Genomic DNA, 26,061 nt, shown 5'->3' with positions numbered 1-26,061 from the left:
CAATTATCGTGCGGCATCACCCGGCCGCGATTCTTGATTCGTGCGAACATTCATGGCAAATCCCTTATCCGCAAGCTCCGGCGACGGCCGTGGCAACGAGGCGCTCGCCGCCGTACCCGGCGAACTGCGTGTCTTTCAATGGCATGACCACGCCTCGCTCTGGTTCAGCCTGGGCGTGGGGCTGCTGGTCATGCAGATGGGCTCATACCTGGTGCCCGCCCTGAGTTCCACCCAGGCCTTGTTGGTCATCGTGCTGGGCTCCGTAGTCGGGGCCGGCCTGCTGGGCTGGGTCGCGCGGATCGGCTGCCGCAGCGGCCTGTCCAGCGCCGGGCTGATGGTGGCCGTTTACGGGCGCCGCTTCGCGCGCCTGCCCATCGTCCTGAACATCGTGCAGTTGCTGGGCTGGGGCGCGTTCGAGCTGGTGGTGATGCGCGATGCCACGGTCGCCGTCGGCCGCCATGGCGGCGCCATGACCGCCGATTACTGGCCCTACCTGGCCACGCTGCTGTGGGGCGCCGTGATCCTGCTGCTCATCGGCGGTTCCATGGTGCGTCTGGTGCGCCGCATCGTCTCGCGCGTGGCCCTGCCGCTGGTCGTGCTTTCGCTGCTGTGGCTGAGCTGGCAGTTCCTGTCCATGGCGCACAGCCAGGGCATGGCCGCCTTGTGGAGCCGGAGCGGCACGGGCGGCATGAGCACGCTGTCGGCCCTGGATCTCGTGATCGCCATGCCCATCAGCTGGCTGCCCCTGGTGGCCGATTACGCCCGCCACGGCAAGAGCGGCCGTTCGGCGCTGACGGGCGCCTGGGTCGGCTATGCCGTGGCCAACATCTGGTGCTACGGGCTGGGTGTGCTGGTCGCGCTGACGCTGCCGAGCCAGGACCTGATCATGGCCCTGCTGCAGGCCCAGGGCGGCCTGATCGCGCTGTCCCTGGTGCTGATCGACGAAGTCGACAACGCCTATGGCGACGCCTACTCGGCTTCCGTGTCGGCGCACAGCATCGCGCCGCGCTGGAGCATTCGCCGCTGGGGGCTGCTGATCGCCACGGCCTGCTGCCTGCTGGCGATGGTGCTGCCCATGCACAGCCTGGAGCCGTTCCTGCTGCTGCTCAGCTCCTGCTTCGTGCCCTTGTTCGGCGTCATGCTCGGCACCCTGGGCCTCGGCGCCGACGCAAACCGGCTACTGCGCCAGGCACCCGCGATACGGGTCAAGGCCGTGCTCATCTGGGTCGCCGGCATTGCCTGCTACCACCTGCTGCCGCTGGCCGGCACGGCGCTGGGTTCGGCCCTGCCCACCCTGGCGCTGAGTTTCGGCCTGGCCGTGGTGTTCATGCGGCGGCGGGAACAGGTAGAACCCGTTCCCGCCTAGCCGGCTTCAGCGACAGACGTAGTTCGCCGCGTCATCCGGGTCGCCTGTTCCCTCGTAGGCCGCCTGCTTGGGGTAGGCGCACAGCGGGCGGGTCCTTTGTACCGATCCTCCCGCCATCCGTGATGCGACGAAGTCGTCCGGGGGCTTGCCTTGTTCCACCCACCGGTCCATGAGGGCCAGGATGTCGCGGCTCGGGTCCGGCGCGGCGTCGCCGTCGGCGCGCAAGGTGGTCGCGCCGGGGCCGCCGCTGCAGTGGCCCATGCCGGGAACCAGGAAGAGCCGGTAGAACTCATCGAGCGCTGTCCGGGATCCTTGCGCGGCGAGTACGCGATCGTAGTAGCCGATGCTGTCATAGGCACTGACCACCGGATCGCTCCAGCCGTGATAGACCATCAGCTTGCCACCCCTCGCCTTGAACGCCGACAGGTCGGCGCTGGTCTGGTCGACCAGTGGCGCGATCTTCGCATACGCATAAGAAACGTCGCGGTCGAAATCGAATGTCCACCAGTTCCACTGCGGATCGTCGAAAACCCAGTAGCGCCAGAAATCGGCCCGCACCGGTTCGGTCGATCCCATGTAGCCCGACCAGCCCGACTCGCTGCCCACGGGCCAGCCGGGATAGAGCTGGGCCTTCGTGCGGGGATTGCGCGGACCCTGATAGATGTTCCGCGCGGCGCCAAGCTGGTCGGGTGTGAGGCAGTCCGCGGCATCGCCCGCGGTGCAGAGCAGGCTGGCGACGTCGAACTTGCCCGCGGTACAGGCGCGGGGATCGTCGATGACGCCGTCCGCCACGCCATCCAGCGTGTCGCAGGCCGCGACGGCGCGGTCCGTGATGAGGCGGAGCTTGGCCGTCGTCAGGAACTGCGTGAGGTTGTCGTTGGCGGGACGGTTAGAGCGGAAACGCCACATGAATTCGATGTTCAGGGCCGTGCGGTTATTGCCCGGCGCGCCGGCGATGATGCCGTCGAAATCCTCGGGATAGCGCTGCGCCTCCGCGAACCCCTGATGGCCGCCCGTGGAACATCCCAGGTAGTAGGCCCGGTTGGCCGGCGCACCGCGCAGCTCGGTCAGCAGTTGCTTGCCGGCGACCGTGATCGCATTGACCGATCGGGAGCCCCAGTCGATGATTTTCTCGGCATTGCCGACGCCCCACAGCATGTCCTCCGTCTGATGGCCGGTATCGCCACCCAGGACGGCATAACCTTGCCGCATGGCGTAGGCCATGTCGGCGTAGCTCAGCGCCGGGCTGTAGCCGCCGTTGCCGGTCGTGACCAGCTTGCCGTTCCAGGAGGCTCCCTCGGGCACCCAGAGCTGGAAGTTGATACGCGAGCTGGCCGTGGGCATGGCCACGGCGTCGATGCGGCAGAACGCGGGAACGTCGTTCAGGTCCTGGCGGCTGTCGGCGGGGCGATAGGTGCCGGCGGGAACGGACGATACCGCCGTGATGCTCGCCGAGGGAATCCGCACGTCGGCGAAGCTTTCCAGCTGGCAGGCGCGGGCGACGGGTTCCGGGGAGACGGGCGGCGGAGTCCCGCCGCTGCCGTCACCGCCTCCGTCGCCGCCGCCGCAGGCCGCGAGCGACGCGGCCAGGACAAGCGCGACAGGCAATGCGGTGCGTGCGGGAAGTGGATATCCCATGATTTCTCCTTTGGTGTGGCGCCGCGCTCGTTGTCGATCTTGTGCGCGTGGCGAGGGTGGGCGCAGCCTTCTTGTCCGCCGCACTCTAAGCCGGGAGATTTCATTTGGGAATTCGAAAATTTACATGAATTGATCGATTGTTCAGGATAATCGGGGCGGCGAACGATGACGCGCCATGGTGAACGCCCCCTCGGCCACCAGGACCAGCACGGCCACCCAGATCGCCAGGTAGGTGGGCCAATGCGAGAAAGGAATCGATTCGCCCAGCACCCCCGCGGCGACGACCACCAGCAGGACCGGTTCCACATAGATCAGCAGGCCGAACAGCGTCACGTTCAGCTTCGGCGCCGACAGCGCCTGCAACCCCAGCGCCGAGGCGCTGATGATCCCCAGGCCGAGGATCAGCCATGGCAGGCTGGGCGGCGCATCGGCCGGCAGCGCGTAGCCGCCCTGCAGGACGAAGAGCACACTGACGGGCAGGCCCAGCGTCATGTCCAGCCACAGCGAACCCAGGGTATTGGTATGGGTGGCGCGGCGCAGCCAGAAATAGCCGGGATAGCCCAGGCACACCAGCAGCGCGGGCCAGGATACGGTGCGGACGATCGCCAACTGGTAGGCGATGCCCACGAGCGCCAGCGCGCCGGCCAGCAACTGCATCCGGCTGATGCGCTCCTTGAACGCGAGCCGGCCCAGCGCGACCATCGCGATCGGCAGCAGGAAATAACCCAGCGACACGTCGAGCCCGTGGCCGTTGACGGGCGCCCACATGAACAGCCAGAGCTGGGCGCCGAGCAGGGTGGCCGACAGCACGCGCTGCGCCCAGAAGAACCGCTCGCGGCGCACCCGCGCGGCGAGCTGGCGGATTTCGTGCCAACGCCCCATGGCCAGGACCAGGAGAGTCAGCGCGGGGACCGTCAGCAGCATGCGCCAGCCATAGATGGCCGCGCCGTCCAGGGGGCGCAGCAGGGTGGTGTAGGCGGACATCAGCGCGAAGAGCGCCGAGGATACGACGTTGAGCAGGACGCCGGTGGAGGTGTTGAGGGAGGGGGGGGCGGTCATCGGGATGGATAGGACGCAGGCAGGGAATGCCGCGTAGTGGGGCGTCCAGATAAGTGAGAATGACTACAATCTACAATATGAGGGCTTGCCCCTTATTTGCCGGCCTTCGAATTCGGGCTTAGAATTGCAGTCCTGTCGCGTCTAGCGGTAGTGTCTTCCGTCCAAGCGGTCAGCCTGGGCGTCCAAGGCGGGTGTAGTTCAATGGTAGAACGGCAGCTTCCCAAGCTTCATACGAGGGTTCGATTCCCTTCACCCGCTCCAGTCTTTCAGGCCGTTCTGGCCATCGCTGTCTTTCCCATAGTTCCAAAGCTGAGTCCGACCGTTGCCAACCACAGGTGTTGATGGGGGGCTGTTGCGGGTCAGGTAGACGATGCAGGTCTTCAGGGTGGTCGCCGGAAACACGGCTGCCAGTGCCTCGGGCATGCCCTTCAGGCCGTTACTGCCTTCTCGATCTCGGGGCACGTCGATGCGGATCGGATCGTCCTGCAATCCGGCACTGGGGACATAGGAGTCGCCATTTTCAATGCCCCAGCAGCGCAGCCGTAGCATCCATCTGTTCATGCTCGAAAGCCGCTGCGAAATCATCCAGTTCGTTCGCACGTAGTCCGACATCCGCTCCAAGAGCAGTCTGCCGCCAGTGCACGACGGCCCCATAGACGTCTGCCAAGACACCCAATGCTTGTTTTTTATCCAGTGCGAAGTAGGACGCGCGGGCTAGCAGCATCTGCACATCGGTGATCGGACCATCTGTTTCAGATAACCAGGTCTTGGATTCCCGTTCCTTGTCCGGAAAAGGGTTGACGTCGAAGGCGGGCGCAAGACGCCACAGTCCATGCGCTACATGCAGGAAACCATGGTTCTGCAAATGGTCGTCTACGTTCGTAATCAACAAGTTGAATACAAGGCGACGCCATAGCTGGCGCAAATCCCGTGTAGGTTCATGACCGTGGGAACGGATGGCATCCGCGATTTCCGTGTAGCTGCGATCTTCCTCACGCGAGGCCTGCAACAACGATGCAGCTGATTGGTATGGAATACGGCCATCGGCGCCGTCACGATCAAAGCGGCGGATGACGGCTATCGGCACGTCTGCCAGGGAGACGATGCGCGCAGGTGCGGCGTCGATGCCTGCCAGCGTTGCCAACTTTAGAGCCAAGACCTCACCGCGAGCGACGCTGCGCGTGTCGTTCACACTGGGGAACTTGCCGATTGCGAGCCAGCCGTCTTCGTCCACCATGGTGCACTTGGGCCGCATGCCGCCCAGCGAGGTGCCTTTGCCTTGCAGGTAGCGCAAGTCTTCGGCCGTCTCCTGCCCACGCTCGACAGCGCGGCTGGCTTGATAGATGTGTTCGAGCTCGATCAACGGTGGGGTAGTGCGTCGGCCTTCGGGCACTGTTCGATGCCAGGCCCCGTCCGGGCCGTGTAAGCGCAGTGCGCCGACGCGACTGAAGTCATCGACCGCCAATAGATAGTCCAACTCCGTCAATGCAGCCAATTTGGGATCGATTCGGCGCCGTTTGGCATGATCGCGGGCGATGACGCGCCGGCCCCAGGCGTCTGGGGCAGTATCGGCGATCGCACCATGGAATACGGAGTCATGGGGCGAGGCAGCCTTGTGCGGCTGGTGGCCAGGCATCAGTTGCAGGTCGGCCGATACGTTGAAGCGCTCGGGGTTGGCCAGCCACGCCTCGTCATAGGCAAAGGCGCAGTTTTCACGCCGACCTTGCTGGACGTATACAAGCGAGCCGAGCGGTAGCCCAGCCTTGCCGATGCAGACTTGAACTTGCTGACGGATCGGTGCGGCGGTAGCCATCACAATGCTCCCGAGGATCCGCCGGACTTGTTGCGTACGCGTTTGGGCAAGTTTTCGTCCATCAGCGTCAGCCCAATCTCGTCGTTCGGTGTGTCCAGCAGATGCTCCAGCGCTTGGATCTCGCCGAAGACGTGCAGCGCCCGAGCGAAGAAATGGATGGGCACGCGCACATCGCCTTTCTCCATGCGGCGCACCGTGGACAAGGATGCCCCCATGCGCTCGGCAAGCGAAGCCTGGGAGATATGGCGTCGCCTGCGGGCCAGAGAAATGTCGCCGCCGAGCTTCCGAATCGCTCGTTCGACGGGCAGGGGGATGTGGGAATTCATTTAAGTGATCCCAGAGGAGCTTAAATTATAGATAAGAGTTCCCAATGGAGCAATTATTTGATAACCGGAAGGCTGCTACCCGGCCCTTGCCACCCTTCCCAACCAAGTCCATAATCAAGTCCATCTCTACATCACCGCAGCGATCACCCCTTTAAAAATCAAAGGGTTAGGGACTGGATGCGATTCCCTTCACCCGCTCCAGTTAAATCTCCATACTCGTCGAGAGACCGTGGGAAATTTCCTAAGCTCCATCGACGTCTACAGAGACGCGATGAAATGTCTTGGGAACAGCGGCGACGGATCTGCACGTTGTCGCGGCGCCCTTGCTCTACGACCAGCCGAGTCGATATCGAAGGCGGGCGCTAGACGCCACAGCCCGTGCCCCACCTGCAGAAAACCATGGTTCTGCAAGTGGTCGTCTACGTTCGTAATCAACAGGTTGAATACAAGGCGGCGCCATAGCTGGCGCAGATCCCGGGTAGATTCATGACCGTGGGGACGGATGGCATCCGCGATTTCCGCGTAGCTGCGATCTTCCTCGCGCGAGGCCTGCAACAACGATGCGGCTGACTGATAGGGAATACGGCCATCGGCGCCATCACGATCGAATCGGCGGATGATGGCTATCGGCACTTCCGCCAGGGAGACGATGCGCGCAGGTGCGGCGTCGATGCCTGCCAGCGTCGCCAACTTTAGAGCCAGGACCTCGCCGCGAGTGACGCTGCGCGTGTCGTTCACACTGGGAAACTGGCCGATCGCGAGCCAGTCCAACTCCGTCAATGCAGCCAATTTGGGATCGATTCGGCGCCGTTTGGCATGGTCGCGGGCGATCACCCTTTATGCTCCACGCCCGTTTCGTACCTTGACCCCAAGTTCGACGCATTTGCCGCAGAACGGCATCCGGACCACCCCCGGCGCGGACCATGCGGGCACCGCGATTGCTGATGAGCGACAGTCGCCCAGCACATATCCCTTGCCCTGCCGTCTGAGGAGCCTCGCATGGTCGAGCCTGTCCAGCATCGCCGCATCCGCGTCGACAATATCGATACCTTCTACCGCGTAGCGGGCCCGCCGGACGCGCCGGCCATCCTGCTGCCGCATGGCTACCCCTGTTCTTCCTACGAATTCCGCAATCTGATGCCTCGGCTGGCGGATCGTTGGCGGCTGGCCGCGCCCGACTATCCCGGCGCAGGCTACAGCGCCACGCCCGACGATTTTGATTACAGTTTCGACGGCTATGCGGCCTTCCTGGAGCGCTTCGTCCTGGCCCTTGGCCTGGACCGTTTCGCGCTCTACCTGCACGATTTCGGTTCGCCGATCGGGGCGCGGCTGGCGATCCGGGCGCCCCATCGGGTGACGGCGCTGATCATCCAGAATGGCGACGTTCCCTACGAAGACGCCTTGGGTCCCAAATACGCGGACATCGAAGCCACCTGGACGCTGCCGCCAGCCGACATGCGTCGGACCATCGGCAGCAGCATCACCGAAGCGAGTTTTCAGGAGGAGTTCCTGAATCATGTCCGGCCGGACATCGCGGAGCGAATTTCCCCGGACTTATGGAGACTGCATTGGTCCCTGATGACGCCACGCCGCAAGGAGGTTGCCATCGACTTGATCGCCGGCCTGAAACAGAACCGATCGTGGTTTTCACAGCACCGGCAATACCTGGCGGACCACCAGCCGCCCACATTGATTGTCTGGGGGCCGCAGGACCACTACATGCCTGAAGCCTCCGCCCGTGCCTATCTGCGCGACTTGCCGGATGCCGAACTCCACCTGCTGGACGGCGGCCATTGGTTGCTGGAAACGCATCTGGACGAAGTGGTCGCGCTGATACGGGGGTTCCTGCAACGGGTGCAGGCGGCCTGATCGGCTGATACCGCTTCAGGTGAACGCTACACCCGCCGCCGCGATGCTGAAGCTGTCCCGGACATGGGTGGAAATGCCGGTGACGTCCAGGCCGACGCCTATGCCGGGTGCGTCCGGCAGCGTGATCGATCCCTGGGCGATCCAGCCCGCGTAGCTGGTGCTGGCCCGCAAGGGATTGTCGTTCACATCGAGCTCCAGGTAGCCTCGGCCGCCCACGGCAGCCAGGACGTGGGCCGACGTCATTGCCGCGATGTGGGTACCGAACGAATGGGGGCAGAACAGGCCGCCGCGGCGTTCCACCTCCCGCCCGATGCGCAGTGCCTGCGAGACGCCCCCCCACTTCGCCACGTCGGGCTGGACGACGCCGAGCCAGGCGGACGCGCGCGAGAACTCCGCTTCGCTGAACAGGTTCTCGCCGCCCGCCAGCGCCGTCGCGGCAGCCTCGCGCAGCCGCATCCAGTCGTCGTCGGCGCAGTCCGGCCGGATCGGCTCTTCTATCCATTCCAGTTCGACCTCCCGGAGTTCGCGCACGGCGGCAAGGGCGGACCGCGGGGTCCAGCCGCAGTTCGCGTCGATCATCATGCGCTCGGACGGCATGAGCCGGCGCCGCTGGTCCGCCAGCAGGGGCAGGGTACGGGCGTCGTCGAAACCCGCCTTGAACTTGAAGGCGCGGTGCCCCTGGGACCTCAAGCGGTCCAGGGCCGCCTCGGAGGCATCGGGCGCTATGCCGCTGGCGTAGCAGCGCAGGGTGGGGCTGCCGGTTCCCAGCAGTGCATGAAGCGGGAGGCCCGCCACCCTCGCGCGCAGGTCCCAGAGCGCGCTGTCCAGCCCGGCCAGGATCTGTGAGACGGGGCCGCGTTCGCCCGCCAGGATTTCCACTGGCGCCAGCCGCGTCCCCAGTGTCCGCACGCATGCCGGAATGTCCCGCACGAGCTGCCCCGCCAGGAAGGGCGCGACGAATTCGCGCAGCAGTGCGAGGCGGTGCAGGGCGCCGGCCGCCGGCATCCCGCACCAGATTTCTCCCCACCCGACGTGGCCGCTCTCGTTTTCGAGCGCGACCAGCAGGGCGCCTCGCTCCCGGCGGGCGCCGAAAGACGAGACGACGGCGGGCGTGGGTGCGAGGCAGGCGTAGGCGGAGACATTCGTCACGCGAAGCGCGAAGAGGGCGTGCAGGTCCGCTGGCAGGATGCCGCACTCGTCCGCGCTAGACGTGTCCATACTTCTCCAGGGCGGCGGACAGCGACAAGCCGTTGGCGAGTTCCTGGCGGATGCGGGCTTCCTGTTCGGTCAGGCGCTCGGCCTCGACCAGCACCTTCTCCGCATGGGCCGACGGGATGACGATGGCGCCGTCGGCATCGGCCAGGATGAAGTCGCCGGGGGACACGGCGACCAGGTTGCCCGTCGCCCCGGCCAGGTAGACCTTCTCCTGCCAGCCTGTGACGCGCCAGCGTCCGATGGACTGGACCGGCGTGCGGTAGGTCGCGAAGATGGGGAACTGCATGGCGTTGAGCCAGTGCAGGTCCCGGATGCCGCCGTCGATCAGGGCGCCGACGCAGCCGCGTTCCTTCATGCCTATGGCGATGAGTTCGCCGAAGTAGCAGATGCCGCGGCCGTCTCCGCTCCATACGCTGACCTCGTCGTCCGAGATCTCCTGGCAGGCCCGCATTTTCTGCGCGTCGCCCCCCTGGGGGCCGGGCACCATCTGGCCGCGGATGGTGAAGGCCCAGCCGGCCAGCTTGCCGGTGCCGATCAGTTGGCGGAATTCCGGTGCCAGGCCCTGGTCGAACAGGCCCAGTTCGTCGAGCACGTCGGCCACGTTGGCCGTGTCGACCTTGGCATAGCGCTCGCGCAGGGTGCGGCGTTGCTCTTTCGTCATGGTCATCGATGTTCTCCTTGGTCTAGATGCTGGCAATCAGGCCGCCGTCCACGCGCAGGACGCTGCCGGTGATGTAGCTGGCCCGTGCGCTGGCCAGGAAGGCGACCGCGTCCGCGTATTCGCCAGGGTCGCCATAGCGGCCGGCGGGGATGCTGGCGAGGCTGGCCGCCGACACCTGGTCCGTCGAGAGGCCCGAGGCGGCGGCCCGGGCCTGGTCGAGGGCGGCCACGCGGGAAGTGGCGATGCGCCCTGGGACCGCCACGTTGACCGTCACACCGTCGCGGGCGACCTCGTTGGCCAGCGACTTGGACCAGCCGACCAGGCTCAGGCGCAAGGCGTTCGAGACGGCAAGATTGGCGATGGGGGCGACCACGCCCGACGACGTGGAGGTAATGACCCGGCCCCAACCGCGTTCGCGCATGCCCGGCACGATGCGGCGGGACAGCGACATCAGCGTCAGCACCATCGCGTCGAAATGGCGGCGCCAGTCGTCGTCGGGAACCTCCAGGGGCGTGGAGGGTTTCGGCCCGCCGGAGTTGTTGACCAGGATGTCGACGGGACCGAGGGCCGCTTCCAGCGCCGCGAGCTTCTCGTCGTGCTGGTCGAGCCGGCCGAGATCCCATTGCAGCGCGACGGCTTTTCCGCCGCGTTCGGCGATGTCGGATGTCACCGCCTGCGCCGCCCCCAGGTTGAGATCAGCCACCGCCACGCGGCAGCCTTCGCGGCTCAAGGCCCGCGCGATGGCGCCTCCCAGGCCGCCGCCGCCGCCCAGGACCAGGGCGACCTTGTCCGAGATTCCTAGATCCATGCTCAACGCTCCAATTGCAATGCCGGTGCGCTATCCACCGTTTTTTTCCACATGGCCGATTCGGCCAGCCACAACTTCTGGAACTCCACGGGCGATGTTTCGCCGGGCAGAAAGCCGGCGGCGGCGATCTTCCGCACCAGTTCGGGATTCTTCAGCGCCTTGGCCACCGCGGTGGCGATCCGGTCCAGCCTGTTCGCGGGCAGGTCCTTGGCGGCGAAGAGACCGGCCCAGGTCGTCACCGCGAATCCCGGAAGGCCGGACTCGGCCACCGTGGGGACGTTCGGGGCGAGTTCGAATCTCGCGGGTCCCGTCATGGCGATGCGGCGCGCCCTGCCGGTGGCGACCACCGACTCGGTGGACGGGATGGTTTCGAACAGCATGTCCGCGTCGCCGGCGGCTACCGCCAGCACGGCGGCGGGGCTGCCATTGAAGGAGACCGTATAGATGTCGACGCCGGCGGCCTGCTTGAAGCGTTCGGCCGACACATGGGAGGCGCTGCCGGGCGCGGCGTAGGCCGCCGTCAGCTTGCCGGGCGCCTTCCGGGCCGCGGCGATGACGTCGTTGACCGAGCGCAGGCCCGAGGCGTTGCTGACGATGAGGCTGAAGTCGGTTCGATAGATCTGGCCGACCGCGACGAAGGCCGTCGGAAAGGCGCCGGCCTGCCTGGGATAGACATGCGGGCTGACCGACATGGTGCTTTGCGGGGCGATCAGGAAGGTGTAGCCGTCGGCCTGCGCCTTGAGTACTTCCCGCGCGGCCAGGATGCCGTTTACGCCGGGTTTGTTCTCGACGACCACGGGCTGTTTCAGGTCCTCCGCCAGGAAATGTCCCAGCAGGCGCGCGCCGATGTCCGGCGTCGAGCCGGGAGGCGTGGCGACGACCAGGCGGATGGGCCGGTCGGGATAGGCCTGCGCGGAAGCGGCGCAGGGAAGGGCGCTCAGCAAGAGCAGGCCCCATGCGAGGGGAAGCGGTAGGGAGCCCATGATTTCTCCTGGCGGGTTCATTGCACGGCTGTTGTGGTGCTGGCTGTAAGATGGCAGGGGTAATGCGTCCAATATCTTTCAGCGTGAAGGCGATACATGATGGATATACCCTCGGCCTTGCCCGACCTGCGGGTGCTGCGCCAGTTCGCGGCGGTGGCGGAGTCCGGAAGCTTCAGGCGTGCCGCCGACATGCTGCACATGTCGCAGCCGCCCCTGAGCGTGGCGATGCACAAGCTGGAGACCCAGCTGGACGTGCGGTTGTTCGAGCGTTCTTCCGCCGGAATCCGCCTGACGGAGGCGGGCGCGGTCCTGCTCAAGGAGGCCACGCTGCTGCTGGCCCAGGCGCGGCGGTCCGTCGAGTTGACCCAGGCGACCGCGCGCGGCGAACTGGGCGAGGTGCGGATCGCTTTCATTACCTCGGCGATGGTGAGCTTCCTGCCAGAGGTGCTAAGCCGCTTCTCCGCGGAGTATCCGGACGTCCGGCTGCGCCTTGTCGAGGGCGTATCGGTGGACGTAGCCGACCTGGTATCGAGCGGCCGCGCCGACGTCGGACTGCTGAGTCCGCCGGTCGAGCTCGCGGTGGGGGTGGAAAGCGAAACCGTCCTGGCGGACCGCCTGTGCGCCGTGCTGCCCGATGACCATCCCCTGGCGTCGCGTCGTTCGATCCCGTTGGCGGCGCTTTCGCGCGAGCGGTTCGTTTCCTATTCCGCCGACCGGGTTCCCGCTTTCCATCAACGGATCGTCGGGGCCTGCATCGAAGCAGACTTCCAGCCCAACATCGTCCAGGAGGCGGCGCATATCTACACGATCATGGCGCTGGTCGCCGGACGCCTGGGCGTCGCGCTGATACCCGGATCGGCGGCGGCGAGCGGGCATCGCGGCGTGGTTCGTGTGCCGATCGCGGGGAACAGCCGCTTGCTGGAGACGCGCATCGACGTCGTCCATCCACGTAGCGGAGCATCGGCTGCCGTGGCCAATTTCCTGTCGCACTGCCGGCGGTCGAGCGAGGCGTCTTTGCTATGATCAGCCGCGCAAGGCCGGTACTCATTGAAAATCTAGACCGCGAATGGATAAAACAGTCATCAAAGCCTTCCAGGTGTTCGAGCGCCTGTGTCAGCACGACGGGCCGGTAAGCCTGTCCGAACTGACCCGCGAGACCGAGCTGCAGAAAAGCAATGTCCATCGCCTGCTCAACACGCTGATGCATCTGGGCTACGTGTGCCAGACGCCCGACGCGAGCTACATGCCCACGCTCAAGACCTGGACGCTGGGCAGCAGCATACGCGAGCGCTACAACGTGGCGGCGTTGGCCCGGCCGGCCTTGGTTGCCTTGCGCGATGAACTGGGCGAGACCTCGTATCTGGCCGCCCTGGACCGGGACAGCATCGTGTATCTGGACGTGGTCGAAGGCACTCACCGCATCCGCGTCAACGCGAAGACGGGCGGGCAGGCGCCCATGCACGCGACGGCTTCGGGCAAGGTGCTGCTGGCGTTCTCGTCCGGGGCCGTGCTGGATGCGCTGGCCGAGCCCTATCCGCGCTTCGGCCCCAACACGCCGACCACGCGCGCCGCGCTGGAGAAGATCATGGCGAAGGTCCGGCGCGACGGCTACGCGGTCAACAACGAAGAGTGGGCCGAGGGTGTGATGGGCATTTCCGTGCCCATCCGCGATGCCAGCGGCGAGTGCGTGGCGGCGATAGGCGTGACGGGCCTGGCCGTGCGACTGGCCAAGGCGCCGCCCAAGCGGATCATTGCGCTGCTGCAGGAGCATGCGCAGGCGATATCGGCGACGCTGGGCTTTCCCGGCTGAACGGGAAAGCCTTTGTCCGCGGGGTCAGTTGGACGCGGCGAGCTTGCCGTCAACGATGACCTTGTTCCAGTAGGCGGTTTCGGACGCCATGAATTTCGCGAAGGTGGGCGGGTCGCTGAAGTCCACCGGCATGCCCGCCGCATTGAAGCGTTCGATCACGGCGGGTTCCGACAATACCTTCTTCAAGACGCTGCTGTAGCGCTGGACGATGGCCGGCGGCATGCCGGCGGGTCCCGCCAGCCCCATCCAGCCTGACCAGTCGATGTCGCCGAAGCCTTGCTCGCTCAGCGTCGGCACGTCGGGAAGGTCTTTCGAGCGTTCCTTCGAGGTGACGGCCAGCACGCGCATCTGCTTGCTCTGGATATAGGGCATGACCTTGCTGGGAAAGCCGACCACCATGTCTATCTGTCCACCTAGCGCATCCTGCAGCGCGGGCGCGGCGCCTTTGTAGGGCACGTTGAGTAGTTCGAAATTGCCCAGGCGCTGGAGTTGCAGCATGACGAGGCTGCCCAGCGTGCCCTGCGAGACGCCATAGCTGGCGCTTCGGGGTTTCGCCCGGGCGGCTTCGGCGACGTCGCGGAAGGTCTTGTAGGGCCGTTGCGCGTTGACGCCGATGGCCATGGGCGCGCGCGTGACCAGGCCGATGGGCGTGAAGTCTTCCAGGGGGCGATAGCCGGCGTCCTTCAGCAGGCTGGGCACGATGGTGTGGGCATCCATGATCAGGCTGATGGTGTAGCCGTCGGGCTCGGCGCGGCGGACGAAGTTGGCGCCCAGCGAGCCGCTGGCCCCACCGCGGTTGTCGACGATGACGGGCTGGCCGAGTTCTTTCGCCATCTCGTTCGAGAAGGCGCGCGCCATCTGGTCGACCGGACCGCCCGCGGGGTAGGCGACGATCAACTTGATGGGCCTGGCCGGTTTCCACGTGGCGTCCGCGGCCTGCGTGGCGGGCAGGCCGCCCGCGCAGGACAGCGCGAGCACCGCGAGGCCAAGGACGGGCTTGCCGAGTCTTTGCTGTGTCATGAGATGTCTCCGGTGTTTTTATCGTTGCGCACGGCGCGCGGCCTCAGGCGGGCCGCTGCGGGGCGTAGGCCTGGAAGTTCAGGCTGCCGTCCAGGCGGGCCTGTTCCAGCAGGTCGACCTCCCACGACAGGTACTCGTCCATCGCCTGCCGGGTCTGGGTCGGCCTTTCGAAGGGGCGCAGCCAGACGTCTTCGGGTTCCACCGACCAGCGTTGTCCGTCGCTGGTCAACGGCTGGCCCGCCGCGGACCAGGCCGCGATCCCGCCCGCCAGGTAGTGGACGGGCTTGCTGGTCAGGGCCTGCGCCTCGGCCAGGGCGAAGCCCGAGATGCGGCCGTCCTCGCAGGTCAGCAGGTAGCCGGCGCTGTCGGCATGGGCATCCATGGCCGCATCCAGGTGGCTGCGCGAGGCGAACACGGCGCCCGGCACGTGGCGCCGCTTGTAGTGGCGGCTCCAGGACAGGTCCAGCACCGTCACGTCCATGGCCTGCATGTAGGCCTGGGCTTCGGCGACGTCCAGCCCCGGGCGGGCGGGCGTCGGCAGCGGCGCCGGCCGCGTCGCCAGCAGGGCGGCCATGTCGCGGACCTGGTGCGGCGGCGCCACGTAGACGTCGCGCCAGCCCATGCACCGCAGCCAGGCGCCCGTCATCAGCGCCCGCGTGTGTTCCGGATCGAGCAGGAGGATGCGCGATTGCAGGGTGCCGATATAGAGATCGGTTGCCTGCACGAGTTGGCCGCCAGGCGCGGGCAGTGTCCCGGGCAGCGGATCCCGCGCGGTTTCATCGGGTGTGCGCACGTCCAGCGCATAGAGCGTGCGCGCCTCGCGCTCGTCCAGCCACTGGTGGAGCATGGGCAGGTCGGCCGTGCGTACGCCGGCGGCGTCGGCGAAGCGCTGCGCGGCCGCGCGCGAGGCCTGCGCGGCAGCGCGCGAAGGTGCGGCCAGGCGGCGTTCCGCGCCGGTTTCCACCGCCAGTCCCGCCAGGCGCCATCCCATGGTGCCGTTGCGCAAGGCGACCACGCGCTGCGGCAGGCCGGCATTGATGACGGACTGCGCCCCCAGGATGCTGCGGGTGCGGCCGGCACAGTTGATCACCACCAGGGTGTCGTCGTTCACGACGGCTTCGGGAACGCGGAACGCCAGTTCCGCACCCGGCGCGCTGGTGGACGTGGGGATGGTCTCGGCGGTGTAGTCGTCGTAGGGACGCGAGTCGAATACCTTCACGTCGGCTTGGGCGTCGAGCAGGGCCTGCAGCTCCTGAGCGTCTATCGACGGCGTGTGGTAGGCATGCTCGACGAATTCCCCGAAGGCCTTGCTGGGCACGTTGACGCCGCTGAAGACCGGCAGGCCGGCCTGGGCCCAGCCCTCGAGCCCGCCTTCCAGGGCGGAGACGTCCGTATAGCCGAGACGGGCCAGCCGCCCGCGCGCCCGCTCGTTCAGCGCCGAGTCGGCGCACAGCACGATGGGCGTCGATCGCCGGGGAACGCGCTGCGGCATCAGTACTTCCAGCCGCGACAGCGCGATGCAGCGGGCCTGCAGCAGGTGCGCGCGCGAGAAGGGCAGTTCTTCGCGAACGTCGACCAGGGCGAGCTCCCCGTCGCGCCGCAGGCGCTCCCGCAAGTCGGCGGGTGTCACGATCCGTTCCTGTCCAGGCGTGTTCATGTCGGTTGTTCCATGGTGCGGGGGGACACGTCAGCTCGCCCGCTGCGGGGTCATGCGGGTGACCGTTCCCGCCTCGAGATCGAACATGTCGCGATGGAAGGCATCGAGGTCGCGGCCGGTGACGCGCGCGAACACGGCCTGGTCGGGATAGTCGATCGCGTGGATGGCCCCCTGGGGAAACAGCCGGGCCTGCCCGGGTTCCAGCCGGAAGGACTCGGTCAGCGTGAGGTCGGCGTGGCCGGGCTGCCGGCCGTCGTCGTTGCGCCGGTAGTTGGTGATGTCCACCCAGCGGGTGACCTGGCCATAGATCGCCCACGATTCGCCGTGGTCGTGGGGCGGGGACTTGCGCGCCGCCTTGTTCAGGTGGACCAGGACCTCGAAGCCGAGCTCGGGATCGGTGTGGACGCGGTACAGCTTGCGTTCGAGCTCCGGCCCGCAGTACTTGTCGACGAATGCCGGCGATTGCAGCAACCGTTCGAAGTCGGCGCAGACGCGCTCCTGGCCGGCGCGGCCGGGGTCCTGGCGCAGCGTGGCGCGGGTGTTCTCGCAAAACTGCTCGAGCGTGTACGGATGATTCGACATGGATCGCTCCTTACACGATCTGCGGCAGGCACCACACGCGCTCGGCGTGCTCGCGCGTGACGATGTCGAACACGACGCCGTTCGGGTCGCGGTACTTGCGTTCGGTGGCCGGGCCCTTGCCCACGCCGTTTATCTGGCCGTGGTACTCGGCGCCGGCGCCCAGCACCCGGTCCGCGGCGCTTTCCATTTCGTCGATCAGGAAGCCCATGTGATGAAGGCCTTCGCGTTCTTCGGCGTTGGGATTCTTGGTCGAGCTGATGATGGCCAGGCTGACCACGCCGTCGGACATCATGACGGCGACGTTGGACTGGCGCACGCGGAACATGCCGAATGCCTGTTCGTAGAAGCGCGCGGTTTCTTCGATGTCCTTCACCGAAAGGGAAATGTGGCGGAGCTTGCCAAGCAGGGGTTGAGCCATGGTGGGGATGTGCCTTGTCATGTGTACCGAGTGCATCCGCCGGCCCCGCACCTTGTACATTCCAAATATTGGACCGACTGTTCTAAAATAATAATTGGCTGATCCAATCCGGGTCAAGCACGAAAAAACCATGGAGAAGTCGCACGATGTTTCATCCACATCCCGGCACCTTTGCCGATGCGCCCGCCGTTCCGGACAGCGTGCGCGCGCTCATGCGCGAACTGGGGCCCATCTGGGGCCGCGACATCAAGAATCACACCCGCCGCATGATCGAGGCCTATGACGCGCTGCACGCCGCCGCGCCGAAGGTGGGCAGGCGCGAGATGGACCTGTCCTACGGTCCGCACGAGCGCAACCGGCTCGATGTTTACGTGCCGCCTTCCTCTGAATCTGAAGGGACGGGCACCCGCGCCTCCCGTCCCGTCCTGATGTTCGTGCATGGCGGGGCCTTCGTGGATGGGGAAAAGAACCGCACGCCCGAGATCTACGCCAACGTGCCGTGGTTCATGGCACGCCACGGCATCGTGGGCGTGAACGTGGAGTTTCGTCTCGCGCCGGACCATCCCTTCCCGAGCGCGACGCAGGACATCGCCGCCGCGGTCGCCTGGGTGCGCAAGCATGCCGGGGAATGGGGCGGGGATCCCGACCGGATCTTCCTGATGGGGCATTCGGCGGGAGGTACCCACGCCGGCCACTATGCCGGCGACAGCCGCTTCCATCCGGCGGGGCGGAGTGGCCTGGCCGGGCTCATCCTGGTGTCGGGACGGGTGCGCGCCGAGGCCGGCGCCGAGAATCCCAACGCCCGTCGCGTGGAGGCCTATTACGGGGTCGACCCCCGGCGCATGGAGGAAGGATCGCCGGTCACCTATGCCGCCCGGGGCTTGGCCAGGCTACCGATCATGCTGGCGGTGGCGCAGTATGAGAACCCGTTGATCGACGTGCACAACGCGGAGCTGTATCACGCCCTGAGCGCCCACCGGCGCAGGTCGCCGCGCTTCATGTGGCTGGCCGGGCATAACCACACTTCCATCATCGCGCACCTGAACACCGCCGATGCGGACTTCGGAATGGCATTGGTGGACTTCATTCGGGACGGTGCTTGACAGGCCGGCGGCTACTGGACCTGGGCGCGGCGTATCGTGGCGGCCGCCTGCAGCAGCGCCGCCGCGCACTCGTGTTCGATGCGGCATCGCTCATGCGGCATCGAGCAGGTATGCACGCCGGCGATCACCGCGCTGTCGCCGCCGGCCAGCGCGAACGGAGCGGCGATGAAGCCCACGCCGGACCGCCACGTGCCGAACGACGCGCAGGTGCCGCCTTGGACGAGGTCGTGGAAAGCCTGGTAGATGGTCGCGGCGTGGGTGTGTTCGGCCGGGTTCGCCGATGCGCGCATCGGCGTCAGCCATTCGCCCTGCGTGGCGGCCGGCTGGGTCCACAACCAGGCGTGGCCCGGTGCGGTGCGGGCGATGGGCAGCCGCGTCCCGGCCCTTAGCGGGCAAGGCTCCGTGCCGGTGCCGGCCTGGTGCGCGAGCACCAGCATGTCGCCGCGGTCGCGCACGCACAAGAGGCAATGCAGGGCGTGGCGGTTGGCGAGCAGTTGCAGCACCGGCGTCGACCTGCGCACCAGTTCCGAGCCCGACAGCACCGCCTGGCCCAGGACGAAGCTGGCGACGTGCAGGCGGAAGGCATCGCGATCCGGGACGCTGAACAGGAAGTCATGCGCGGCCAGTGTGTTCAACAGCCGGCGTGTGGTGGTCCGCGGCAGGGCCAGCCGGCGGGCGATCTCGGCAACGGTCAAGGCATTTTCGCCAGGCAGGAAGCAGCGCAGGACTTCCATTCCCCGCTGCAAGGAGTCGATGCCGCGATTGCCTTCGTCGCCGTTCGCGGCGTCCAGCACCGGGGTGCGCTTGCGCATCAGGAGCCTCCCGCGCCGCCGGCCGTTTCCAGGTCGGCTTCGATCCGGCCGCGCAACCCGAGCAGCAATGGACCGATTTCGGCGATGCAGCGCTCGCGGGGATAGCGAAAAGCCGGTACCGAGCAGCCGAGTACGTATGCGCCTGGGGATTGTGCGAAATCGATGGGCGTCGCGACGCTGTTGACGTCGGGCTCCAGCGAGCCGACCGTGACGCAGAACCGGGACCGGGCGATCTCGGCCGCCGCCTCGTCCAGCGCCGGATGAAGCGTGTCTTCGGGGAAGGCCTGTTCCAGTTCGCGCAGCATGGCCGCATGCCGGGCGGGGGCAAGAGAGGCCATCCAGGCACGGCCCATGGCCGAGCGCGGCAGCTTCAGCCGCGAACCCGCGGCGACGCGGATCGTGAGCGCGCCCCGCCCACGGCAGACCTCGTGGCAGACCATCACATTGCCTTCGCGTACGGCCAGCACGACCACCAGGTCGTTGTCATCCGCGAAGCGCTGCATGTGCTCGCGGGCCCGCACGCGGATGTCCTGCGTGGACAAGGCGCCGAAACCCAGCGCGACGGCGGCGTGAGCCAGGCGGTAGCGGGCCGATTCTTCCAGGTATTCGAGGTAGCCCAGGCGGGTGAGGGTCGCGGTCAGGCGCGACACGGTGGCCTTGGGCAATTCGGTCATTCGCGCCAGTTCGCCGTTCGAGCGGGCGGCGTTGCGCGGACAGAACGCCTTCAGCAAGGCCAGGCCGCGAGCCAGGACGCGGATTTCGCCGGTGGGCGCCGCAGTCCTAGGGAAAGTCCCTAGCATGTCGTTCATGGAATGGAATTCGATGTGATGGAAAGAAACGATCCGGTGAATTTCCGCGCAATATCAATGACTTCGCGTCGATGTGCCGCGCCGTGGCATTGTGAAATTTGCCTGCTTTCCAGGCATTCCATGCCGCCATTCTACATAATTAAAATGGAATTAGACTTTTAAAAACGGAATAAGAATCTAGAATTCGGCCATCCCCTTTTCGCCATTCCCGCATGGAGGCCCGGATTCGATGATCACCCAGCCTTTCGACGAGCTGTCCGTGGGCCAGCGCCGGCGCTCCGGCGGCCGCACCATGACCGAGACGGACGTGGTCAATTTCTGCGGCCTGACCGGCAACTGGCTGGCCATCCACGCGGACGCGGAGTTCTCCAAGCGATCGCTCTATGGCCAGCGCGTCGTGCAGGGGGGATTGGTGTTCGTGGTCGTGAATGCGCTGCTCGGCTTCGATTCGAGCGTCGTCGAAGCGTTTTACGGCGTGGACAAGCTGCGCTTTCTCAAGCCCACTTTCATCGGCGACACCCTGCATGCCGAAAGCGAAATCATCAACCTGCGCGCCAAGGGCGACCGGCACGGCATCGCGACCACGAAGCTGGTCGCGGTCAATCAGCGCGACGAGACCGTGCTGAGTTGCGAGTTCAGCCTGCTCGTGCGCCGCCAGCGCCTGCCGGCCCAATGACGATTCCCCACCTTCCCACAAAGAGAGCGACATGGATTTCCTGAACGAAGAGCAGACGTTGTGGCGCGATACCGTCGCGCGGGTGATGGAGCAGGAGATCGGCCGCGAGTATGTGCGCCAATGCGACATCGACCGCGCCTATCCCTATGAAGCCTATGAAAAGGTGGCCAAGCTGGGCTGGCTGCGCCTGCTGATACCCGAGGACCAGGGCGGCGATGGCGGCACGATCTTCGACTACGCGCTGATGTGCGAGGGCCTGGCGCGCTATGGCTTCGATTTCGCGACCGCCTTCATGGTCGCGACGTTCACGGGCATGAACATCGTCAAGTTCGGCACGCCGGAGCAGAAAGCGCGCTACCTGCCCGCGTTCATGCGGGGCGAGCTGCGTTTCTCGATCTCGATCTCCGAGCCCCAGGCGGGTTCCGACGCGGCGTCGACGCGCACGCGGGCCGAGCCGCGCGACCAGGGCTGGGTGATCCGGGGCCAGAAACTGTGGTGTTCCGGCGCGGCGGCCCGGAACGTCGTGATCGCGATGCTGGTGCGTACCGACAAGGAAGCGAAGAAGCACAAGGGCCTGTCGGTGCTGCTGGTGCCCAACGACACGAAGGGCCTGGACATCCGGCGCCTGCCGACGATGGCGCGCCGTGCCACGGGCACCACCGAGATCTTCGTCGACGATGCGTGGGTGCCCGAGGCCAACATGATGGGCGAGCCGGGCGATGGCTGGCGCATCATCACCGACCACCTGGAACTCGAACGGATAGCGGTGTCCGCCGCCTACGTCGGCAACGCGCAGCAGGCCGTCAGCGACGCCCTGCGCTATGCGCACGAGCGCATCCAGTTCGACCAGCCGATCTACGACTTCCAGGTGATACGCCACATGCTGGCCGACATGCAGACTGCGGTCGATGCGTCGCGCCTCATGGTGTATCGCGCCGCCGACATGGCTTCGCGGGGCTTGCCCTGCTCGCGGGAAGTCAGCATGGCCAAGCTCATGGCGTCGGAGACCCTGCAGACGGTGACGCGCCAGGGCATGCAGATCCTGGGCGGGCACAGCATGCTGCCCGAGTCCGACATGGAGCGCTATTTCCGCGAAGGCATGCAATCGACCATAGGCGGAGGGACCTCGCAAATCCAGCGAAGCATCATCGCCAAGGCGATGCGCATGTGACCGCAGGCCGGGCGATCCCGGCGTTCCCCCCGTTGGACGTGCAAGGCCATCAAAGGAGACATGACATGAGAAAAATCCACACACTGCAAGCCCTGTTGCTGGGGGGATCGCTGGCGCTGGCCGCCTCGCCGCAGGTCCGGGCCCAGGCGGCGAGCTTCCCCAGCAAGCCCATCACCATCGTCGTGCCGTTCGGCGCCGGTACGACCACGGACCTCGCTGCCCGCTTCGTCGGCAAGCACATCACCGAGATCACCAAGCAGCCGGTCATCGTCGACAACAAGCCCGGCGCCAGCGGGTTCATCGCTTTGCAGCACGTGCTGCGCCAGCCCGCGGACGGATACACCATCGTCGTCGGCACGAACACGACGCATGCCGCGAACCTCGCGCTGTTCAAGAAGCTGCCGTACGATCCCGTGGCGGACTTCGTGCCTATTACCGCGATGATCGTGGGCGGCGTGGTGCTGACGGTCGCGCCCGGCGCGCCTTACCACAACGTCCAGGAGCTGATCGCCGCGGCCAGGAAGAACCCTGGCAAGCTGACCTTCGGCTCCGGCAACTCCTCGTCCAGGGCCGGCGGCGAAGTGCTCAAGGAACTGGCCGGCATCGACATCCTGCATGTGCCGTACAAGACGCTGCCGCTGGCCGTCACGGACGTGATGGGCGGTCAGATCGACATCGTGTTCGGCGATGCGCCGGCGGTGATGCCGCACGTGCGCGCCGGAAAGCTCAAGGCCCTGGGCGTGTCCACGCCCACGCGCATGCCCGGCTACGAGGACATCCCGACGATCGCGGAGCAGGGCGTTCCCGGCTACGAGGCCAGTGGCTGGCTGGCGGTGTTCGCGCCCAAGGGTACCCCGAACGACATCGCCGACAAGCTCAATGCGCTGATCGTTCCCATCATGCAATCGCAGGAGGCCGCCAAGTACTTCGGCGACAACGCCTGGAAGCCGATCGCGGGGACCCGGCAGGAGCTGGCGGAGTTCCAGAAGGTCGAAATCACCCGGTGGACGAAGCTGGTCAAGGCGGCGGGCATCGAGCAGCAGTGACGGCGCACGAGGATTCCGCTTGACATCGGTTCAGCCTGCTTACATAAATCTGGCTTTTCTTCATTACAACGCAAGCAGGCTGGACCGATCATGGAAAATTACCCCAAGGACATCTACACCGAGCCGGAACCGGATGTCCACACGCTGGCCAATCTCGGGCCGCTGACCGGCATGGCCGGCATCTGGACGGGCGCGCGCGGGCTCGACATCAACCCCAAGGCCGACGGTCCCGAGAAACAGGCCTTCATCGAGCACATGGAGCTGCAGCCCATCGACGCGCAGACCAACGGTCCGCAATTGTTCTACGGGCTGCGCTATCACACCCGCATCGTCAAGCCGGACGACGTCGAGACCTTCCACGACCAGGTGGGCTACTGGCTGTGGGAGCCCGCGACGGGCGCGATAATGCAGACGCTGTCCATCCCGCGCGGGCAGACGGCGATGGCCGTGGGCCAGGCCACCGCCGATGCGAAGCGTTTCAGCCTCCAGGCCGTGCGTGGTTCGCTGACGAACGGGATCGTGTCGAATCCCTTCCTGGAATATGCGTTCAAGACCGAGAGCTACACCATCACGGTCACGATCAACGACGACGGCACCTGGTCCTATGAGCAGGACACGATACTGGTCATCCCCGGCCAGGCGGAGCCCTTCCACCATACCGACCGGAACACGCTGCGCAAGATCGGCGAGGCCACGCCGAATCCCACGGCACAGGCGGCCATGAAGCAGGGGCTGCCGCAACTGTCCTGACGTGGCGCACCTCTTTTGTGTGTTAGTGCTTGCTACGTTTTGTAGCAACTAAATTCCGATAGTTACGAGAAAACGGGTAATTTTCGTGCGGTGGCAAGGGGGTATTGCCACAACACCGAAAATAAGCGCAACACACACCGGGGGGATCCGATGAGAGGATCAATGTGCACCCGCGCCCGCCATCTATGGCTGGCGCTGGCGGGTAGTATCGTGCTGACGCTGGCCGCCTGCGGCGGCGACGGCGCCAAGCCGGGGGGCGAGGAACCGCCTCCGGCATCGAGCAGCAAGGCCGTGATCGAAGTCCAGGCCGATCGCAGCAATGCTTCCGTGGGTAAACCGGTAGGCTTCAGCGTCGCCGCCGTGACGGACGGCACGAAGATCGACCAATACCGCTGGACGTTCAGCGATGGGCAGCGGGCCACGGGACAGCGGGTCTCGGCTTCCTTTGGCAAGGCGGGACCGGTGACGGCAACCGTGCAGGCCATCTCCGGTGGCCAGTCCGTGGCCGAGGCCAGCGCCGCGGTCGTCGTGATGGATGCCGGCAATTCGCCGTATGCCGAGTTCGGCATACCCTCGAAGATCGGCAACATCGCCGGCAATGCCAAGCCCGGCCTGGTCGATGCCATGCGCCTGGGGCAATACGTCGGGGGGTTGAACACGCTGAACGAGCTCCAGGTGGCGCGTGCGGACATCAACCTGGATGGCACCGTCGACGAAGCCGATGTCGCGCTGGCCATGCAGGCGGCCGCCGCCGGCCAGGAACTGCCATCGGCGCTTCTGCATCCCCAGGCCTATCCTGGAGCCGTGGTCGCGATGGTGTCTCCGGCGTTGTTGAATCCGGAAGCCCAGGTGGCCATCAAGGTGGACGGCGTTGCTTCGCCCCAGGTGTTCCGCATGCTGCCGGGCTATGCGTCGTTCCTGGTCCCGGCCGGGTTGGCGCGCAACGCGAAGGCGCAGGTCGTGGTGTCGGTCAACGGCGTGGCGAGCGAGACCCTGGCGCTGGACCTGCTGGCGCCGCTCCAGCCCAATGTACCGGCCGCCCAGGACGTGCGCGCCTTTTTCGATCGGATCGATCGCCTGATGCAGGCGCAGCACGATGCCATCGTGGCCGAACCCAGTGGCTTGAGCGCCGAAGGCGCCGAGCAGTTGCGCAAGGTGGCGGCCGCCGGCCGCAGCGCCTTCGGCAACGCCAGGCTGGAACTCGAGCGCGTGCTGGCCGGGCCCAACGGCGATACGCTGGCCAAGGTGTTCCAGAAGGCGCTGCTGGCCAACGGCATGCGCGAGTTCCAGGCCGAAAGCCAGGAAGTGCTGGGCAAGGTGTCCGCGAATGCCGCCGCCGGTCCCATGGCGGCCGCCGTCTCGCCGGACCAGATCTGCGATTTCGTGCTGCCCGAGCTTTGCCGGTTGAAGAAGACCGCCGACATCCTGGGCGAGGCGTCGTCGATCGCCAGCGCGGCGTGCAGCGCGGTGACCGCCACCATCTTCATCGCCGGCGCGGTCATTCCCGCCGACGGCCCCGCCATCGAGATCGGTGCCGTGGCCGCGTTCGTGAAGTTCTGCGTGCCGCTGAGCGCGACGTTGTCTGTGGCATCCACGCTGGGCGAGATCGTCAAGCCCATCGATCCCAAGCTGTACCTGACGGTGAGCCCGCTCAGCCTGAAGCCGGGCGAGTCGGCGCTGGTCAAGCCGGAAGTGGCTTTCATCGGCCTGCAGCATCTATGCGGCATGGGCGCCAGCCAGGGAGCCGGGTATCTGGTCAAGCAGATCATCGGCAAACGCGTGGTGGCGGGCATCCTGCGCAGCAATACGGCAGCGCGGACGCTGGCGGATTTCTTCGCGAAGTATGCGGAGGATCTCTATGTCAAGCTGCTGGACGGCTTGGCCGATGCCGCCGGCAATGCCCTGGATGCCGCCGGCGTGATGGGCGCGATCGAGAGCTTCGTGACCAACCGCTGCGCCGTGGTGCCTGCGGGCCGGGCGCCGATGCCGGCGAACCGCGTGCTGACGCCGCTGAGCGCGGACAAGGGCAGCTACAGCTTCAACTCCGACGGAACGGCGAACTACAACTGCCCGAGCGCGTCGCCCACGGCGGCCGGCACGGCCACGCTGGAGGCATCCTGGCCGATGTGCGACGGACTGGGCAGGGCGACCGAGATCGTCGGCTGCAGCACGTCGGATGTCACGATCACGATGGGAGACAATGGTTCCGCGCTGGACGACATCTTCGAGGTCGTCGTGTTCGGCCAGACGGTGCTGACCAGCAGCTCGCCGGTGCGCAGCGTTTCCGCTTCGGTGCCGATTCCGGCAGGCCAGGCCGAGGTGCTGATGCGCGGCCTGGCCGCGCCGGACGGGATCGGTACGTACTTCATCACCTTCGGCGGCAATGCGAGGGTGGTGGGCGGGGATGCCTTGTCCGGCAGCGACCTGACACCGGGCGTGACCAAGCGATTCATTCTCGAGGTGCAATGA

The 26,061-nt window shown here is 66.3% G+C and carries 24 protein-coding genes, 1 tRNA gene and 2 pseudogenes; 11 read left to right on the top strand and 16 right to left on the bottom strand.

From position 1 onward, the window contains the following. The first annotated feature begins 52 nt into the window (after nucleotides 1-52). Nucleotides 53-1,366: a purine-cytosine permease family protein gene (locus WKR98_RS21685; RefSeq protein ID WP_341434647.1), complete on the top strand. Its 1,314-nt coding sequence runs from the start codon at nucleotides 53-55 to the stop codon at nucleotides 1,364-1,366. A gap of 6 nt (nucleotides 1,367-1,372) precedes the next feature. Here the strand turns inward: WKR98_RS21685 and WKR98_RS21680 are convergent, their stop codons facing one another. Next, nucleotides 1,373-3,004, bottom strand: a complete 1,632-nt coding sequence (locus WKR98_RS21680) for a tannase/feruloyl esterase family alpha/beta hydrolase (RefSeq protein ID WP_341434646.1) — start codon at nucleotides 3,002-3,004, stop codon at nucleotides 1,373-1,375. Between the two features lie 141 nt (nucleotides 3,005-3,145). Next, nucleotides 3,146-4,063 (bottom strand): EamA family transporter RarD, encoded by a 918-nt coding sequence (gene rarD, locus WKR98_RS21675; protein ID WP_341434645.1) that lies wholly within the window; start codon nucleotides 4,061-4,063, stop codon nucleotides 3,146-3,148. Between the two features lie 187 nt (nucleotides 4,064-4,250). Here rarD and WKR98_RS21670 point away from each other — a divergent pair. Beyond that, nucleotides 4,251-4,324: transfer RNA gene (locus WKR98_RS21670), tRNA-Gly, on the top strand. Between the two features lie 87 nt (nucleotides 4,325-4,411). On the opposite strand, the pseudogene WKR98_RS29285 reads toward WKR98_RS21670, so the two are convergent. The 4 genes and pseudogenes from WKR98_RS29285 to WKR98_RS21650 form a co-directional block, all read right to left on the bottom strand. After that, nucleotides 4,412-4,504, bottom strand: a pseudogene (locus WKR98_RS29285) (transposase); the annotation flags it as partial. Between the two features lie 79 nt (nucleotides 4,505-4,583). Next, entirely contained in the window at nucleotides 4,584-5,876 is a 1,293-nt protein-coding gene (locus WKR98_RS21660) for a type II toxin-antitoxin system HipA family toxin (RefSeq protein WP_341434644.1), read from the bottom strand. Beyond that, entirely contained in the window at nucleotides 5,876-6,202 is a 327-nt protein-coding gene (locus WKR98_RS21655; RefSeq protein WP_341434643.1) for a helix-turn-helix domain-containing protein, read from the bottom strand. Before WKR98_RS21655 ends, WKR98_RS21660 begins: the two co-directional genes overlap by 1 nt. Before the next feature lie 342 nt (nucleotides 6,203-6,544). Further along, nucleotides 6,545-7,039: pseudogene (locus WKR98_RS21650) on the bottom strand (HipA domain-containing protein); the annotation flags it as partial. 162 nt (nucleotides 7,040-7,201) lie between these two features. Here WKR98_RS21650 and WKR98_RS21645 point away from each other — a divergent pair. Further along, nucleotides 7,202-8,071, top strand: a complete 870-nt coding sequence (locus WKR98_RS21645; protein ID WP_341434642.1) for an alpha/beta fold hydrolase — start codon at nucleotides 7,202-7,204, stop codon at nucleotides 8,069-8,071. 15 nt (nucleotides 8,072-8,086) lie between these two features. Here WKR98_RS21645 and WKR98_RS21640 read toward each other — a convergent pair whose 3' ends face one another. From WKR98_RS21640 to WKR98_RS21625, 4 genes are read right to left on the bottom strand one after another with little or no spacing between them, the layout of a single operon-like run. Beyond that, the gene (locus WKR98_RS21640) at nucleotides 8,087-9,289 is read right to left on the bottom strand and encodes a mandelate racemase/muconate lactonizing enzyme family protein (protein WP_341434641.1); all 1,203 of its coding nucleotides are present in this window, start codon (nucleotides 9,287-9,289) and stop codon (nucleotides 8,087-8,089) included. Continuing rightward, nucleotides 9,276-9,953 carry an RraA family protein gene (locus WKR98_RS21635; RefSeq protein WP_341434640.1) on the bottom strand — a complete coding sequence of 226 codons (678 nt, stop codon included), beginning with the start codon at nucleotides 9,951-9,953 and terminating at the stop codon, nucleotides 9,276-9,278. Before WKR98_RS21635 ends, WKR98_RS21640 begins: the two co-directional genes overlap by 14 nt. 16 nt (nucleotides 9,954-9,969) lie before the next feature. Beyond that, entirely contained in the window at nucleotides 9,970-10,755 is a 786-nt protein-coding gene (locus tag WKR98_RS21630; RefSeq protein WP_341434639.1) for an SDR family oxidoreductase, read from the bottom strand. A 2-nt stretch (nucleotides 10,756-10,757) separates the two neighbouring features. Next, complete coding sequence (locus WKR98_RS21625; RefSeq protein ID WP_341434638.1) at nucleotides 10,758-11,738, bottom strand: Bug family tripartite tricarboxylate transporter substrate binding protein; 981 nt, start codon at nucleotides 11,736-11,738, stop codon at nucleotides 10,758-10,760. 99 nt (nucleotides 11,739-11,837) lie between these two features. Here WKR98_RS21625 and WKR98_RS21620 point away from each other — a divergent pair, with 99 nt between their 5' ends. Beyond that, a complete protein-coding gene (locus WKR98_RS21620) occupies nucleotides 11,838-12,761 on the top strand; it encodes a LysR family transcriptional regulator (protein WP_341434637.1) in 924 nt (307 codons plus the stop codon). Between the two features lie 43 nt (nucleotides 12,762-12,804). Next, entirely contained in the window at nucleotides 12,805-13,548 is a 744-nt protein-coding gene (locus tag WKR98_RS21615; protein ID WP_161567901.1) for an IclR family transcriptional regulator, read from the top strand. Nucleotides 13,549-13,572: 24 nt separating this feature from the next. Here WKR98_RS21615 and WKR98_RS21610 read toward each other — a convergent pair whose 3' ends face one another. From WKR98_RS21610 to WKR98_RS21595, 4 genes are read right to left on the bottom strand one after another with little or no spacing between them, the layout of a single operon-like run. After that, a complete protein-coding gene (locus WKR98_RS21610) occupies nucleotides 13,573-14,568 on the bottom strand; it encodes a Bug family tripartite tricarboxylate transporter substrate binding protein (protein WP_124690836.1) in 996 nt (331 codons plus the stop codon). A gap of 43 nt (nucleotides 14,569-14,611) precedes the next feature. Then, nucleotides 14,612-16,225 (bottom strand): rhodanese-like domain-containing protein, encoded by a 1,614-nt coding sequence (locus WKR98_RS21605; protein ID WP_341434636.1) that lies wholly within the window; start codon nucleotides 16,223-16,225, stop codon nucleotides 14,612-14,614. A 30-nt stretch (nucleotides 16,226-16,255) separates the two neighbouring features. Next, complete coding sequence (locus WKR98_RS21600; protein ID WP_124690834.1) at nucleotides 16,256-16,807, bottom strand: hypothetical protein; 552 nt, start codon at nucleotides 16,805-16,807, stop codon at nucleotides 16,256-16,258. 10 nt (nucleotides 16,808-16,817) lie between these two features. Beyond that, nucleotides 16,818-17,225, bottom strand: a complete 408-nt coding sequence (locus tag WKR98_RS21595) for a VOC family protein (protein ID WP_161567900.1) — start codon at nucleotides 17,223-17,225, stop codon at nucleotides 16,818-16,820. 146 nt (nucleotides 17,226-17,371) lie between these two features. Between WKR98_RS21595 and WKR98_RS21590 the strand changes: the two genes are divergently transcribed. Further along, nucleotides 17,372-18,328 carry an alpha/beta hydrolase gene (locus tag WKR98_RS21590; RefSeq protein ID WP_341434635.1) on the top strand — a complete coding sequence of 319 codons (957 nt, stop codon included), beginning with the start codon at nucleotides 17,372-17,374 and terminating at the stop codon, nucleotides 18,326-18,328. Nucleotides 18,329-18,339: 11 nt separating this feature from the next. On the opposite strand, the gene WKR98_RS21585 is transcribed toward WKR98_RS21590, so the two are convergent. Together WKR98_RS21585 and WKR98_RS21580 are read right to left on the bottom strand one after the other, a co-directional pair. Beyond that, entirely contained in the window at nucleotides 18,340-19,140 is an 801-nt protein-coding gene (locus WKR98_RS21585) for an IclR family transcriptional regulator (protein ID WP_124690831.1), read from the bottom strand. Beyond that, complete coding sequence (locus tag WKR98_RS21580; RefSeq protein ID WP_341434634.1) at nucleotides 19,140-19,949, bottom strand: IclR family transcriptional regulator; 810 nt, start codon at nucleotides 19,947-19,949, stop codon at nucleotides 19,140-19,142. The genes WKR98_RS21585 and WKR98_RS21580 overlap by 1 nt, the downstream gene beginning before the upstream one ends. Nucleotides 19,950-20,178: 229 nt before the next feature. Between WKR98_RS21580 and WKR98_RS21575 the strand changes: the two genes are divergently transcribed. The 5 genes from WKR98_RS21575 to WKR98_RS21555 all read left to right on the top strand — a co-directional run bounded on the left by WKR98_RS21575 (nucleotide 20,179) and on the right by WKR98_RS21555 (nucleotide 26,061). After that, nucleotides 20,179-20,625, top strand: a complete 447-nt coding sequence (locus WKR98_RS21575; protein WP_124690829.1) for a MaoC/PaaZ C-terminal domain-containing protein — start codon at nucleotides 20,179-20,181, stop codon at nucleotides 20,623-20,625. Between the two features lie 31 nt (nucleotides 20,626-20,656). After that, complete coding sequence (locus WKR98_RS21570; RefSeq protein ID WP_341434633.1) at nucleotides 20,657-21,796, top strand: acyl-CoA dehydrogenase family protein; 1,140 nt, start codon at nucleotides 20,657-20,659, stop codon at nucleotides 21,794-21,796. 65 nt (nucleotides 21,797-21,861) lie between these two features. Beyond that, nucleotides 21,862-22,842, top strand: coding sequence for a Bug family tripartite tricarboxylate transporter substrate binding protein (locus WKR98_RS21565; protein ID WP_124690827.1), 981 nt, complete (start codon nucleotides 21,862-21,864; stop codon nucleotides 22,840-22,842). 90 nt (nucleotides 22,843-22,932) lie between these two features. Then, the gene (locus WKR98_RS21560; protein ID WP_341434632.1) at nucleotides 22,933-23,592 is read left to right on the top strand and encodes an FABP family protein; all 660 of its coding nucleotides are present in this window, start codon (nucleotides 22,933-22,935) and stop codon (nucleotides 23,590-23,592) included. A 162-nt stretch (nucleotides 23,593-23,754) separates the two neighbouring features. Continuing rightward, the gene (locus WKR98_RS21555) at nucleotides 23,755-26,061 is read left to right on the top strand and encodes a PKD domain-containing protein (protein ID WP_341434631.1); all 2,307 of its coding nucleotides are present in this window, start codon (nucleotides 23,755-23,757) and stop codon (nucleotides 26,059-26,061) included.

It is taken from the genome of Pigmentiphaga sp. YJ18, from assembly GCF_038066655.1.
Taxonomy (GTDB): Bacteria; Pseudomonadota; Gammaproteobacteria; order Burkholderiales; family Burkholderiaceae_B; genus Pigmentiphaga.
This window is presented reverse-complemented; position numbering and strand designations above follow the sequence as displayed.

Excerpts from the sequence above, each read along its gene's own strand:
- WKR98_RS21685 (WP_341434647.1), top strand. The coding sequence starts at position 53 with ATGGCAAATCCCTTATCCGCAAGCTCCGGCGACGGCCGTGGCAACGAG.
- WKR98_RS21680 (WP_341434646.1), bottom strand. The coding sequence starts at position 3,004 with ATGGGATATCCACTTCCCGCACGCACCGCATTGCCTGTCGCGCTTGTC.
- rarD (WP_341434645.1), bottom strand. The coding sequence starts at position 4,063 with ATGACCGCCCCCCCCTCCCTCAACACCTCCACCGGCGTCCTGCTCAAC.
- WKR98_RS21660 (WP_341434644.1), bottom strand. The coding sequence starts at position 5,876 with ATGGCTACCGCCGCACCGATCCGTCAGCAAGTTCAAGTCTGCATCGGC.
- WKR98_RS21655 (WP_341434643.1), bottom strand. The coding sequence starts at position 6,202 with ATGAATTCCCACATCCCCCTGCCCGTCGAACGAGCGATTCGGAAGCTC.
- WKR98_RS21645 (WP_341434642.1), top strand. The coding sequence starts at position 7,202 with ATGGTCGAGCCTGTCCAGCATCGCCGCATCCGCGTCGACAATATCGAT.
- WKR98_RS21640 (WP_341434641.1), bottom strand. The coding sequence starts at position 9,289 with ATGGACACGTCTAGCGCGGACGAGTGCGGCATCCTGCCAGCGGACCTG.
- WKR98_RS21635 (WP_341434640.1), bottom strand. The coding sequence starts at position 9,953 with ATGACCATGACGAAAGAGCAACGCCGCACCCTGCGCGAGCGCTATGCC.
- WKR98_RS21630 (WP_341434639.1), bottom strand. The coding sequence starts at position 10,755 with ATGGATCTAGGAATCTCGGACAAGGTCGCCCTGGTCCTGGGCGGCGGC.
- WKR98_RS21625 (WP_341434638.1), bottom strand. The coding sequence starts at position 11,738 with ATGGGCTCCCTACCGCTTCCCCTCGCATGGGGCCTGCTCTTGCTGAGC.
- WKR98_RS21620 (WP_341434637.1), top strand. The coding sequence starts at position 11,838 with ATGGATATACCCTCGGCCTTGCCCGACCTGCGGGTGCTGCGCCAGTTC.
- WKR98_RS21615 (WP_161567901.1), top strand. The coding sequence starts at position 12,805 with ATGGATAAAACAGTCATCAAAGCCTTCCAGGTGTTCGAGCGCCTGTGT.
- WKR98_RS21610 (WP_124690836.1), bottom strand. The coding sequence starts at position 14,568 with ATGACACAGCAAAGACTCGGCAAGCCCGTCCTTGGCCTCGCGGTGCTC.
- WKR98_RS21605 (WP_341434636.1), bottom strand. The coding sequence starts at position 16,225 with ATGAACACGCCTGGACAGGAACGGATCGTGACACCCGCCGACTTGCGG.
- WKR98_RS21600 (WP_124690834.1), bottom strand. The coding sequence starts at position 16,807 with ATGTCGAATCATCCGTACACGCTCGAGCAGTTTTGCGAGAACACCCGC.
- WKR98_RS21595 (WP_161567900.1), bottom strand. The coding sequence starts at position 17,225 with ATGGCTCAACCCCTGCTTGGCAAGCTCCGCCACATTTCCCTTTCGGTG.
- WKR98_RS21590 (WP_341434635.1), top strand. The coding sequence starts at position 17,372 with ATGTTTCATCCACATCCCGGCACCTTTGCCGATGCGCCCGCCGTTCCG.
- WKR98_RS21585 (WP_124690831.1), bottom strand. The coding sequence starts at position 19,140 with ATGCGCAAGCGCACCCCGGTGCTGGACGCCGCGAACGGCGACGAAGGC.
- WKR98_RS21580 (WP_341434634.1), bottom strand. The coding sequence starts at position 19,949 with ATGAACGACATGCTAGGGACTTTCCCTAGGACTGCGGCGCCCACCGGC.
- WKR98_RS21575 (WP_124690829.1), top strand. The coding sequence starts at position 20,179 with ATGATCACCCAGCCTTTCGACGAGCTGTCCGTGGGCCAGCGCCGGCGC.
- WKR98_RS21570 (WP_341434633.1), top strand. The coding sequence starts at position 20,657 with ATGGATTTCCTGAACGAAGAGCAGACGTTGTGGCGCGATACCGTCGCG.
- WKR98_RS21565 (WP_124690827.1), top strand. The coding sequence starts at position 21,862 with ATGAGAAAAATCCACACACTGCAAGCCCTGTTGCTGGGGGGATCGCTG.
- WKR98_RS21560 (WP_341434632.1), top strand. The coding sequence starts at position 22,933 with ATGGAAAATTACCCCAAGGACATCTACACCGAGCCGGAACCGGATGTC.
- WKR98_RS21555 (WP_341434631.1), top strand. The coding sequence starts at position 23,755 with ATGTGCACCCGCGCCCGCCATCTATGGCTGGCGCTGGCGGGTAGTATC.